Here is an 11,920-nt window from a genome sequence, read left to right as displayed (position 1 = left end):
CATTAAGGGTTTTCTGCAAATTCTATTCTAAAACCTATATCGGTAATTCCTTCTAAAGAGTTGATTCCGAATGTCTCGCCGTTCTTTCTCATCGCATGCTGAAGTATTACTTTATACATTCCTTTTTCAGAAAAAACTACATTCTCTTTATACCAAAGTTTACTTTCCTTTAGATCGGTAAAACCGATACCTAACCATTCTCCGTTTGGTTTTGCCATTTCATATTCTAAGGTATCTGTAATTGTCTTACCATTTGGGAATTCCATCTTGCTTATCAAAAACAAATTACTAAACTTATAGTCGTTTGTATTTCTTACGTTGATAAAGAGATTGTATCGTTGTAAAGAATCTAGTTCTGGTAAGACGAAACTAATTTTTTCATCTTTTTCCCAGGAATCTGATACTGTTTTATATTCATCAAAAACTCTGGCATCATCACAAGAAGCAACACCAATTATCAGAAAAAGTAATGTAAAAAACCTAAGACTTATCATTATTATTCTTGCGCTGCTGCGGTTTACGCTTTCTATTACGTTGGTTTTGTTTTCTATTAGCGTTTTTGCTCTCTTGATTACCTTCTTTTGATTTTTGTGCAGTAGGATTCTGCTTCTCTACTGCTACTTTCTTCTTATTTCTATTTCGATTTTTGTTCCTTCTCCTTTTACTTCTTTTAGGTTGATCAAATCGAGTTAAGCTATCCTGTCCTACAACGTTTTCAAAATCTACTTTAGTATCCTCGATAAGCTCTGAAGCAAATTCTTCAAGACTTGGCACCTTTTCTTTCTTTTTATTTGCTTCAATGATCTCATTTGCATGATCGGCAGAAATCTTATGCCAATTCATCCACTCTCCTTCATATGCATACCATAAATATCCCTTGAAAATATCAATTTTCTGGCATACTGCTGTCCCTTTTTCGGTTTCAAGTTTAATTTCAGTTTTCGGAAACTCTTTTAAAGCGTCGATATAAGCATCTAACTCATAATTCAGACAACATTTAAGTTTTCCGCATTGACCAGCCAATTTCTGAGGGTTTAATGACAATTGTTGATACCTCGCAGCACTTGTATTTACTGATCTAAAATCAGTAAGCCAGGTAGAACAACACAATTCACGTCCACAAGAACCTATACCGCCTAAACGAGCAGCTTCCTGACGAAAACCGATTTGACGCATTTCTATTCTTGTGCTAAATTCTTGAGCAAATTCTTTAATCAATTGCCTAAAATCTACACGCTCTTCTGCTGTATAATAGAACGTACATTTAGAACCGTCTCCCTGAAACTCAATATCAGAGATTTTCATTTGTAGCTTTAATCGAATCGCAATTTCTCTTGATCGAACTTGTATTGCTTGCTCGCGATCTCTGGCTTTTTGCCAAATATCGATATCTTTTTGTGATGCTTTTCGGTATATTTTTTTAACATCTTCGCTGTCTACATCTACCTTTTTCTTTTTCATTTGAATACGCACCAATTCTCCTGTAAGCGTTACAATACCTACATCGTGTCCCGGAGAAGCTTCTGTAGCTACTATATCTCCAATACTTAAAGATAGATTTTCTGTATTCTTGAAAAAACTTTTACGTCCGTTTTTAAAACGAACTTCTACACAATGAAAAGGTGCTACACCACTAGGAAGTGACATATTTGATAACCAATCAAAAACAGTTAATTTATTGCAACCATCTGTACCGCACGTACCATTATTCTTACATCCTTTTGGTTGTCCGTCTTTCCCGGAGGAACAACTACTACACCCCATATTCTCTTGCTATATTGAAATTTGTCTGCGATAAAAACACAGCAAATATGATTCTTACTTGGATCAAATGCTTTCGCATTCGATATCTTAATCGATAAAGATACTATGATTTCTTTTAAAACCATAGTATCTAAATCATTTTAGCATTACTGCTTATATTTTAGCACCTCAGAACGACCTTTCTTAAAAATTTTATTACTATTTCCTTTACCTTTTCTTAATGCTTTCTGTTCTTCATAAGGGAGACTATTAATTTCTTTACATTCTGTAGAGCAACAATTATCCATAGCAGTGGCACAAGCTTCACATTGAATAAACAATAAATGACACGCTTCATTTTCGCAATTTACATGTGTATCACAGGGGTTTCCACACTGGTGGCAATTAGAAATAACGTCATCAGAGATTCTTTCTGATCTTCGATGATCAAAGACAAAGTTTTTTCCTAAATACTTATTCTCTAATCCCTTTTCTTCAACTTGTCTGGCATATTCTATGATACCGCCTTCCAATTGAAATACATTTTTAAAACCTTTGTGTTTATAGTAAGCGCTTGCTTTTTCGCAGCGAATACCACCAGTACAATACATCACCAGTTTTTTATCTTCTTTATGATCTTTTAAATCCTCTTCAATAATATCCAAAGAATCTCTAAACGTATCCACATCCGGTGTTACCGCCCCTTTAAAATGACCAATCTCACTCTCATAGTGATTACGCATATCTACTAATACTGTATCAGGATCTTCAATCAATTGATTAAACTTCTCTGCATCAACGTGAACTCCTTTATTGGTTACATCAAAAGTTTCATCATTTAAACCATCAGCTACAATTTTTTTCCTGATTTTAACTTTCAGTTTCAGAAATGATTTAATGTCTTGCTCTCTTGCAATATTCAAGCGCACATTCTCCAGAAAAGAAATACTATCTAAATGTTTTTTGAACGCTTCAAAGTTTGGTGCCGGAACAGATAATTGACCATTAATGCCTTCATTAGCGACATAAATTCTTCCTAGAACGTCTAGTTCGTCCCAATGTATAAAAAGATGATTTCTGAAAATTTCGGTATTACCGATATGTGCATATTTGTAGAAAGAGAGCGTAAGGCGGTCTGTACCTGCTTCATCAATAAGAGCTGCTCTTTCTTTAGCACTTAATTTATTGTACAGTTGCATGCTATACTAATGTTTTAAGTTAAAAGAAATAATTTAATTGATGCAAAAGTACAAATCATAGTGTAATATCCAAACGCAGTGGTTTTTTGAATAAAAAAAATGCCTTGAAAACCACTTCAAGGCATTTTTTGGGCTAATTCGTTATTTAATTAATTTACTTAATCTAAACGACTAATATTTAAATAACGAAGCTAGCCACCATCAACTATACAATTACTAATTGCAGTAATTGTATATCCATCAAGGTTGTGTCTTACGACTCTTTTAAGAAACTTCATCTACATCCTCCTTCCTCACAGTTTGTTCAAGTTTTTGCTTTTATTGTAGATGCAAGACCATAAAAAAGGTTGCGTTATAATTTTAAAAAATATATATATTACCGTTTTCGACAGTCACTAGTCATTGTTAATAAATTAGTTGGATAAGTATAATTTTTGAAACGGGTATGCAAAAAACTTGTAGTATTTTAGCGAAAATCAATTACAAAAGAAAGTGAGCGCATGAGTACTGAAAAAGAAAAAGATGCAAAATTAAAAGCGTTAAAACTAACTTTAGACAAGCTGGATAAATCCTACGGAAAAGGAACCGTGATGAGGATGGGTGATTCTGCAGTTCAGGAAGTAGAAGTAATTTCTACCGGATCGCTTGGATTAGATTTGGCGCTTGGTGTAGGAGGGTATCCAAGAGGTAGAGTAATCGAGATTTTTGGTCCGGAATCTTCGGGTAAAACAACACTTACAATTCACGCGATTGCTCAAGCACAAAAAGCTGGTGGAATTGCTGCTTTTATAGATGCAGAGCACGCCTTTGATCGTTTTTATGCAGAAAAATTAGGTGTGGATATAGATAATCTTATTATTTCTCAACCTGATAACGGGGAACAAGCATTAGAAATTGCAGATAACTTAATCCGATCAGGAGCAATTGATATTATTGTTATTGACTCTGTAGCTGCCTTAACTCCAAAAAGTGAGATTGAAGGAGAAATGGGAGATTCTAAAATGGGACTACACGCCCGATTGATGTCTCAGGCATTGAGAAAATTAACCAGTTCTATTAGTAAAACAAATTGTACTGTAATCTTTATCAACCAGCTTCGTGAAAAAATAGGAGTTATGTTTGGTAATCCGGAAACTACCACTGGTGGTAATGCACTTAAGTTTTACGCTTCTGTTCGTTTAGATATCAGAAGATCTACCCAGATTAAAGATAGTAATAGCGAAGTACAAGGAAATAAAACACGTGTAAAAGTTGTTAAAAATAAAGTGGCACCTCCATTTAGAACAGCAGAGTTTGACATTATGTACGGAATGGGTATATCCAAAACCGGTGAGATTATAGACATTGGCGTGGATTATGAAATCATTAAAAAGAGCGGTTCTTGGTTTAGTTATCAGGACACAAAATTAGGTCAGGGACGAGATGCCGTAAAAGCACTACTTAATGACAACCCTGAACTTATGGAAGAGCTAGAAGAGAAAATAAAAGAAGCGATAAAGATCGTTAACGAATAACATATTCTTCTAATACAAATACTAAAATCCCGACTCTTCGGGATTTTTTTATATCTTATATTCTAATATTTAGTATGAATTTATATTGAAAATCTTTAGACCACTCTGAGAATCTTAAAAATTATTTGATATGAACGCAACCAACTGATCATAGTCGCATCTATAGTATACAATTTGGTATGTAGAACCCCAAAGTTATTAATATGAAAAGGATAAAAATAATTGCACTGATTATTTTGACAAGTTGTTTAACAAGTTGTTTAAATGATGATGATATTGGTATTAATTTTTCTTATGAATTAGTGCCTATTGAAGAAGTAGATATTCCGGATCAATTTACAAGAGGAGAAACTTATGAAATCACTGTCTTCTATTTTAGACCTTCTGATTGCCACTCTTTTAGCGGATTTGATTACGACAGACTCTCTAACGAACGTACAGTTTCTGTAGTCAACGTAGTAGTCAATGATCGTGAATGCGAAGATCTTGCACAAACTGATTTAATCGATGCTTCGTTCAACTTTTTAGTTGGATCAGAAGAATCGTATGTCTTCAGGTTTTGGCAAGGAAGAAATGATCAGGGTGAAAATCAATTTTTGATCAGAGAAGTTCCTGTTGTAGATTAATACTTCAGTTTTATTGTATTAACCAAAACAAAAACTGTTCGTGAGTTTAGACCAACTCATAAAAAATTGTAAAAAACAAGATGCTAAGGCACAGGAACAACTGTATAAACTATATGGTAGTAAGTTATTTTCTATCTGTCTAAAGTATTCTAACAATTATGCAAGTGCTGAAGACACCTTGCAAGATGCCTTTATTACCATTTTTGATAAAATAGAACAGTACAAAAGCAAAGGTTCTTTTGAAGGATGGATTAAACGAATCACTATCAATACAGCTCTACAAAAGTATCGCAAACAAAAAGTTTTTGAAATTATTGGCGAAGAACAAATTGAAGAGGTAGAAGTAGAAGTAGATGAGGATAACGTCTCTCTTGATTATCTTTTGGAAATTATTCAGCAGTTACCGGATCGATATCGATTGGTTTTTAATCTTTATGTATTAGATGGTTATTCTCATAAAGAAATCGCTGGAATGTTAGATATTTCTACAGGTACTTCTAAATCGAATTTGGCAAGAGCCCGGAAAATTTTAAAAGAAAAAATAGAAACCAATCAAGAACTCCACGTTCAGTCAATTGAAGGATGAATATGAGTGATAAAAAAAATATAGATAGATTGTTTCAGGAGAAATTCAAAAATTTTGAAGTCACTCCCGACGATGCTGTCTGGAAAAAAATCCAAGCGCAAAAAAATAAAGATCGCAAACGTGTAATCCTTTTGCCTTTTTGGTATCGCATTGCAGGGGTTGCTGCATTAATTGCAGTAATTCTATCGGTAGGATCAGTTCTATTAACAGATACTACTAAAACGGATGCTATCGTAGTTACCGAAGATCAAGAAAAGACAGATGTTGTACCTAAAGACAACCAGAAGGACAAAATTCTAAAAGATCAACTCGTTGACACGCCAAGAAATCAAGAATCCGACCATAGTGATGGGGCTTCCAAAAGTTCAAATACTAGCAATGAAGCTATCACGAATAATTCGCTACAAACTAATGACAAGGAAGATAACTCTTTCGATATATCTACCGATAGAAATTCAGTTTCAAATAAAAATGTAAATAATAATACTTTACTCACTCAAAACACAATTGGTAAAAAAGAAATTCAAGAAGCTTCTATAGCAGAAGAAAACACGGATGTTGTTATTTCCAATAATAAGAAAAAAGACAAAATACTCTTTGACCAACTGACAAATGTGACAAGTACTGGCATAACTGATTCAAAAAATCCAGATACTGCTATAATAGATAAGCAAGAAACTACAGATAATATTATTTCTGGTGTGCACACTACCACTAGAATAACAGAAAACAATACTTCTACTAACAAAGAATCAGAAGATATCATAGAAGAAACAAGCCCATATCAACAAGATCCAGGTAAAAAACAAAACGATACTAAAGAGGCTATAGCAGAGAATGCAAAAGATACCGGCAATGTAAGTGAAGAAGAGGTTTCTAACCAAACTACGGATCAAAGTCAGGATGATGGGAAAAAGTCAATTTTTGATGCGATAAAGGAAAAAGAGGAAAAAGAAACCCTTGTCGCAGAAACAAATAAAGGAAAAAGGTGGAACATATCTCCAAACGTTGCACCCGTATACTATGATTCATTTGGAGGATCTTCTATAGACCCACAATTCTCTGACAATAACAAGCAAGGCGAAGTCAATCTTAGTTATGGTATTCAAGTTGCGTATGCGATTAATAAACGATTAATTGTGAGATCGGGAGTTAACAAGGTAGATGTGGGATATAACACTGAAGATGTGGCATTTGGAATTTCGTCTGTAACCAGAGGAGATAATAGTTTTACAAACGTTCAAAGTATTATCGTATCAGATTACCAAGGCGCATCAACAAACTTTACTCCGGCACCTGTAGATATTAATGATGAGATTTTAGTAAAATCTCAAAATCCAGGATTGCTTAATCATAGCATCGGATATATAGAAGTCCCACTAGAACTTAAATACTCACTAACGGATTCTAAAATAGGAATTCATATGATTGGTGGAGTCAGTACGTTATTTCTTGAAGATGAAGAAGTGTCCATCATCGCCGGTAGTTTTAAAAACCAAAATGTGGCGAGAGAAGAAACCGTTAACGATGTAAGTTTTAGTGGAAATATTGGTATAGGTTTTGATTATAAGCTTTCAGATCAATTTCAGATCAATATGGAGCCTATCTTTAAATATCAATTCAATGGATTTAAAGAAAGTGCACAAGATTTTAGACCTTATTACTTCGGAGTATATACCGGGATAAGTTTTAAGTTTTAATACAACGAAAAAGAAAAGTAACTATATGTGTTTTAGGTTATTTTAGTTGGTTAGGTTGAATTATTGCTCTAGGGAAGCAATGATGACAAAGCTGTTTCTGGGGAGGAACAGCTTTTGTTTTTTCTTAAACCACTTTCAAATTAAAATTTACCCGATTGAAGCTTATCCAATATAACTTTATGAGTAGATGCTTTTAGTTCTTTTTTATTTTCCTGAGTAAACCCTTTAGTTGGAATTTCTTTATGAATAAAAGCCCTCATCTTTCCAGGGCTACCGCTAAAAAATGTGTATGAAAATCGTTTCTTATTATCAAGAAACGTTAATGGAAGTATCGGAATTTGATGATCGATTGCCAATCTAAAAGCTCCATCCTTAAACTCATCTAATATGATAGATTCATCTTCTGGCACACCACCTTCAGGAAAAATACAGATACTTGTTCCGTCGTGCAACCTTGCTTGTGCTCTGTCAAAAACTTCTTTCCTGCTTTTTTGGTTATTTCTATCCACAAGAATACAAGTTCGTTTATAGAAAAAACCAAATATCGGAATCTTTGACAACTCTTTTTTACCGACAAAAACAAAAGGGTTTTTGACACAATAAAGCATCAGCATAATATCTGCCATAGAAGTATGATTGGCTACAAACATATAGCTCTTATGCGTATCTACTTGAGCCTCTTTTTTTACTCTTGGGATAAAACCAGTACCATACAAAACAATTTTGGCCCAAAATCTTGCTACCTTAAAAAACTGTGAATACCATTGCTCTCTAGAAGTAAGAATTAATAAAATAGGAAACATAATTATAATAGGGATTCCCATCATTATATAAAACCAAATTCTCCAAACAAGAACCAATATGTATTTAAGGATAAACATAGGCGCAAAAATACACAATTGCTTTGAGCTATGTGAACAAAAAAATTACCTTTGCGACAAACTACAAAATTACTATGGCAAGAATTCTAACAGGGGTTCAAAGTACAGGAACACCTCATTTGGGAAACTTATTAGGAGCAATCATCCCTGCGATTCATATGGCTAATGAACCAGAGAACGATTCTTTTTTATTTATTGCAGATATGCATTCTTTAACACAAATTAAAGATGCTAAAACATTAAGAGAGAACACCTACTCTACTGCCGCCACTTGGCTTGCTTTTGGTTTAGACATAGAAAAAACGGTTTTTTACAGACAGAGCGATGTACCGCAAGTAACAGAATTGGCTTGGTATCTTAATTGTTTTTTCCCTTATAAGAGACTAACACTGGCACATTCATTTAAGGACAAAGCAGATCGGTTAGAAGATGTCAATGCTGGATTATTTACCTATCCTATGTTAATGGCTGCAGATATCTTGCTGTATGATGCAGAAATTGTTCCTGTAGGAAAAGACCAGGAACAACATTTAGAATTTACCAGAGATGTCGCAGAAAGAATACACAATAAAGTGGGAGAAGTATTTGTGTTGCCAAAAGCGCAATTTCGTTCAGAAACTATGCACGTACCGGGAACTGATGGTTCTAAAATGAGTAAATCTAAAGGGAATACTATTAATTTATTTTTACCGGATAAAAAGTTACGCAAAACGATTATGGGTATCCAGACAGATAGTACTCCGTTAGAAGAGCCTAAAAATCCAGATACTTGTAATGTATTTGCCTTGTATCAGTTGGTCGCAACCGAAAATGAAATATCTGAGATGCGAGCAAATTATCAAGGAGGAAACTACGGTTATGGTCACGCAAAACAAGCTCTATATGAGCTCTTAATAAATAAATTCTCTGAAGAACGCAAACGCTACAATTACTATATGGAGAATCTGGACGAAGTAGATAAAGCACTAGCCATAGGTGCTAAGAAAGCATCTGAGGTTGCGTCTAAAGTCCTTTCAAGAGTACGTGAAAAAATTGGGTACTAGCCTAATACGAAATCTGCTAGTTACCATTTTTCAATGAAATTTTATAAAGAAAAGTACAGGCTCTCGTTAAAAAGTCTGTACTTTTTTTAAAAAATGTTTTATTTATCTAATTTCTAGAATCCGGTTTCTATTAGCAACAATACATTATGCGTTTTGTTTTCTTTATTAAAAATAACAGGGTACTTTCCTGGTCCAATAACATTTCCTTTCAATCCCAATTTTTTAGCTACATCTCGATCCAGAACAATCTTATTTTTTAGATAAAACACGCTGGGCTGTGGACTAGGATCTCCATGAGTTACTTCATAACTCGGTTGTGGTTGCGGTTGTGCATAAAACTGCACTCCTAGTATGTTTTCATTCAAGGCAAATGGTACACCCTCTACTTTTTCATCCAATCGCAGTTCATAAGTGTCCTTGATAGATTTGAATTCTCGCGGGTCGATTCTTTCATAAATTACCCAGGGGTTTGTAAATTCTAATCCGCAGGGAACAAGCTGACAAGGATCCCATAGTACAGGAGGAAGGTTGATTTCCATAAAAGGATTCGGTACACAGTCTACCATGACACAAATATCGCCAGGAGAAAACTCACAAGTTTCTCGCCCTGTAATAGAATCAATATCGTTCTTAAAATTAACCTGAAGTGTAAATTTACAGAACTCACCAGATACTTTTCCTTGTGCTGTGATAGTATCCTCTTCTAAAATAGCTTCGGGAGTTACAACTTCTTCTGTAATAGCTTCTTTTTGGCAAGCTACTAATGAAATCAGCATCGCCCCAATAATTACTAATGATTGTTTTTTCATGATTACATAGTTTTAAGTTAAAAAAAACAAAAAAGAACTACCGGACCATTTTCAACTGTAGACAGTTGTGGTCAAGTGAAGTTCTTTTGATCATTAGTGTCAACCTATATAAAGAGGTAAACATTTTTTCTAAAATAAACTACCTCGATGCAAGTATACGAGGTATTCAATGGAAAATAGTTTTTAAAGTTCCGAAGCAAGTCTACCTGGCATCCGTTAGACAGGCTTCGAGGTACTAGACCTGAGATCCCGCTGAAAAAGCGGGATTAGTTCAACTATCTATTTTGAATGCATTGCTATGCAACTTTTCAAAACAGAGTTTCACTAATAAAACTATGATAGTAGTTCAAGAGTGGGAATGTATTTGTTCATCTAAGCCTTTTTTAATACATTGTTAAGTCCAAATATCAATCAAATTACCTGTTATGAAAATTAAGATAACTCTTTTATTCACTCTCCTTTGTTTTCAAGGATTTTCTCAAAACATCTATTCTACTTTACTACATGATAAAGGCGCGGATATCTTAGCCAATACAAAAGTGACGCAGATAACAACTACAATAACGTCTTTTACAGAATATGGTGTCGAAACTAAAAAAGATGTTACGGAACTAAATGAACACCATAAAATTGCGTCTAAGCTACGTTATAATGATAAAGATTCTTTGGAGAGCAAACTTATCAGAAGTTTTGATAAAAGCGGTACCAAAAGTACAGCTGCTAAAAGAGAAACTTGGAATAAGCTCTTAGGTTATAGTTCAGAAACTTCAAAATACCAATATGATGAAAATGGTCATTTGATAAAGGTAATAGAAAGTAATAATTATGACATTATTATGAGGGAAGTCTATATTAAAAATAATGAAAAAGGACATCCTATATCTATAGAATTAAGAACACCTGAATCTAAACCAATTGGGATTTTGGAAACTGCAGAATATGATTATTCAAATAATACTGTTATCACCAAACTATTAGATCCCTTAGGAAACGTGCTTACCCAAGCCAAGCTAATTATAGATGGTTCTTCTATTAAAAAAGAAAACTCATATAGTCAAAACATAGATCTAATAGAACCTCATTTGTATGAGTACGAATATACATATGACGAACAAAAGAATTGGGTAGAGAAAACTATATATAAAGTTGAGAATGGAAAGCGCAATAAACATCAAATTCTTACCAGAAAAATTAAATATGCCTCATAATTTTTTCATTTAACATAATAAAAAACACCCATATTTTATAAATAAGTATGAAGCCGCACATAAAATGCGGCTTCTTTTATTTATCCCCTTCTGCAGACCTTTTTACTCCTTGTTTTATGCCCAAAGTGGTCGTTCAAAAGTTGTATTATTCAAAATTAAAACTAAAAAAATAGTTCAAACTAAAAAAATAGTTTATATTAGCAATCTCAAACTAAGGTCTTAGTTTGAATTTTAAAGAAATAAATCTATGAAACAATTGACCAAAGCAGAAGAAGATATTATGAAAATTCTCTGGAACCTGGAGGAAGGAAGTGTAGTTTCCATCCTTGAACAGTTACCAGAACCTAAACCTGCCTACAATACAGTTTCTACGATTGTAAGAATATTAGAAGATAAAGGCTTTGTCAACTACAGGAAAGAAGGAAGAATTCATATTTATATTCCACTTGTTAAGAAAACAGAGTATAGTAATCAAAGTATCAACAAATTGATTGATGGTTATTTTCAAGGATCTTTTAAGAGTATGGTTTCTTTTTTTATGAAGAAAAATGACATCAGTATTGCTGAGATGGAAGCGGCTATGAGAGAAATTAACAAAGAAGAAGAATAAT

At 33.7% G+C, this 11,920-nt stretch carries 12 protein-coding genes; 7 read left to right on the top strand and 5 right to left on the bottom strand.

Annotated elements, in window-relative coordinates:
• Positions 1-2: 2 nt before the first annotated feature.
• The 3 genes from ACFSR1_RS13685 to trhO form a co-directional block, all read right to left on the bottom strand.
• Entirely contained in the window at positions 3-494 is a 492-nt protein-coding gene (locus tag ACFSR1_RS13685) for a gliding motility lipoprotein GldH (RefSeq protein WP_378293404.1), read from the bottom strand.
• Entirely contained in the window at positions 481-1,764 is a 1,284-nt protein-coding gene (locus ACFSR1_RS13680) for a PSP1 domain-containing protein (protein WP_378293402.1), read from the bottom strand. Before ACFSR1_RS13680 ends, ACFSR1_RS13685 begins: the two co-directional genes overlap by 14 nt.
• A 146-nt stretch (positions 1,765-1,910) precedes the next feature.
• The gene (gene trhO / locus ACFSR1_RS13675; RefSeq protein ID WP_378293400.1) at positions 1,911-2,942 is read right to left on the bottom strand and encodes an oxygen-dependent tRNA uridine(34) hydroxylase TrhO; all 1,032 of its coding nucleotides are present in this window, start codon (positions 2,940-2,942) and stop codon (positions 1,911-1,913) included.
• A gap of 500 nt (positions 2,943-3,442) precedes the next feature.
• Between trhO and recA the strand changes: the two genes are divergently transcribed.
• The 4 genes from recA (at position 3,443) to ACFSR1_RS13655 (ending at position 7,368) form a co-directional block, all read left to right on the top strand.
• Entirely contained in the window at positions 3,443-4,456 is a 1,014-nt protein-coding gene (recA, locus tag ACFSR1_RS13670; protein WP_378293398.1) for a recombinase RecA, read from the top strand.
• Positions 4,457-4,659: 203 nt separating this feature from the next.
• Positions 4,660-5,082 carry a hypothetical protein gene (locus ACFSR1_RS13665; RefSeq protein WP_378293396.1) on the top strand — a complete coding sequence of 141 codons (423 nt, stop codon included), beginning with the start codon at positions 4,660-4,662 and terminating at the stop codon, positions 5,080-5,082.
• Positions 5,083-5,122: 40 nt separating this feature from the next.
• Entirely contained in the window at positions 5,123-5,668 is a 546-nt protein-coding gene (locus ACFSR1_RS13660) for an RNA polymerase sigma factor (protein WP_378293394.1), read from the top strand.
• Positions 5,669-5,670: 2 nt separating this feature from the next.
• The gene (locus ACFSR1_RS13655; RefSeq protein WP_378293392.1) at positions 5,671-7,368 is read left to right on the top strand and encodes a hypothetical protein; all 1,698 of its coding nucleotides are present in this window, start codon (positions 5,671-5,673) and stop codon (positions 7,366-7,368) included.
• 140 nt (positions 7,369-7,508) lie between these two features.
• Here the strand turns inward: ACFSR1_RS13655 and ACFSR1_RS13650 are convergent, their stop codons facing one another.
• Positions 7,509-8,249 (bottom strand): lysophospholipid acyltransferase family protein, encoded by a 741-nt coding sequence (locus ACFSR1_RS13650; protein WP_378293390.1) that lies wholly within the window; start codon positions 8,247-8,249, stop codon positions 7,509-7,511.
• Positions 8,250-8,323: 74 nt separating this feature from the next.
• Here ACFSR1_RS13650 and trpS point away from each other — a divergent pair, with 74 nt between their 5' ends.
• Positions 8,324-9,292, top strand: coding sequence for a tryptophan--tRNA ligase (trpS, locus tag ACFSR1_RS13645; protein ID WP_378293388.1), 969 nt, complete (start codon positions 8,324-8,326; stop codon positions 9,290-9,292).
• Between the two features lie 113 nt (positions 9,293-9,405).
• On the opposite strand, the gene ACFSR1_RS13640 is transcribed toward trpS, so the two are convergent.
• Complete coding sequence (locus ACFSR1_RS13640; RefSeq protein ID WP_378293386.1) at positions 9,406-10,101, bottom strand: hypothetical protein; 696 nt, start codon at positions 10,099-10,101, stop codon at positions 9,406-9,408.
• A gap of 425 nt (positions 10,102-10,526) precedes the next feature.
• Between ACFSR1_RS13640 and ACFSR1_RS13635 the strand changes: the two genes are divergently transcribed.
• On the top strand, positions 10,527-11,309 hold the full coding sequence (locus tag ACFSR1_RS13635; protein ID WP_378293385.1) for a hypothetical protein: 783 nt from the start codon (positions 10,527-10,529) through the stop codon (positions 11,307-11,309).
• A gap of 247 nt (positions 11,310-11,556) precedes the next feature.
• Complete coding sequence (locus ACFSR1_RS13630; RefSeq protein ID WP_378293382.1) at positions 11,557-11,919, top strand: BlaI/MecI/CopY family transcriptional regulator; 363 nt, start codon at positions 11,557-11,559, stop codon at positions 11,917-11,919.
• Position 11,920: the final 1 nt, after the last annotated feature.

Source organism: Aquimarina rubra (assembly GCF_042684305.1).
In the GTDB taxonomy this organism is placed as follows: domain Bacteria; phylum Bacteroidota; class Bacteroidia; order Flavobacteriales; family Flavobacteriaceae; genus Aquimarina; species Aquimarina rubra.
The sequence above is the reverse complement of the archived record's forward strand: the minus strand, read 5'-3'. Positions and strand labels throughout refer to the sequence as shown.

Bases quoted from the DNA above. Each gene is read 5' to 3' on its own strand.
- ACFSR1_RS13685 (WP_378293404.1), bottom strand. From the start codon at position 494: ATGATAAGTCTTAGGTTTTTTACATTACTTTTTCTGATAATTGGTGTT.
- ACFSR1_RS13680 (WP_378293402.1), bottom strand. From the start codon at position 1,764: ATGGGGTGTAGTAGTTGTTCCTCCGGGAAAGACGGACAACCAAAAGGA.
- trhO (WP_378293400.1), bottom strand. From the start codon at position 2,942: ATGCAACTGTACAATAAATTAAGTGCTAAAGAAAGAGCAGCTCTTATT.
- recA (WP_378293398.1), top strand. From the start codon at position 3,443: ATGAGTACTGAAAAAGAAAAAGATGCAAAATTAAAAGCGTTAAAACTA.
- ACFSR1_RS13665 (WP_378293396.1), top strand. From the start codon at position 4,660: ATGAAAAGGATAAAAATAATTGCACTGATTATTTTGACAAGTTGTTTA.
- ACFSR1_RS13655 (WP_378293392.1), top strand. From the start codon at position 5,671: ATGAGTGATAAAAAAAATATAGATAGATTGTTTCAGGAGAAATTCAAA.
- ACFSR1_RS13650 (WP_378293390.1), bottom strand. From the start codon at position 8,249: ATGTTTATCCTTAAATACATATTGGTTCTTGTTTGGAGAATTTGGTTT.
- trpS (WP_378293388.1), top strand. From the start codon at position 8,324: ATGGCAAGAATTCTAACAGGGGTTCAAAGTACAGGAACACCTCATTTG.
- ACFSR1_RS13640 (WP_378293386.1), bottom strand. From the start codon at position 10,101: ATGAAAAAACAATCATTAGTAATTATTGGGGCGATGCTGATTTCATTA.
- ACFSR1_RS13635 (WP_378293385.1), top strand. From the start codon at position 10,527: ATGAAAATTAAGATAACTCTTTTATTCACTCTCCTTTGTTTTCAAGGA.
- ACFSR1_RS13630 (WP_378293382.1), top strand. From the start codon at position 11,557: ATGAAACAATTGACCAAAGCAGAAGAAGATATTATGAAAATTCTCTGG.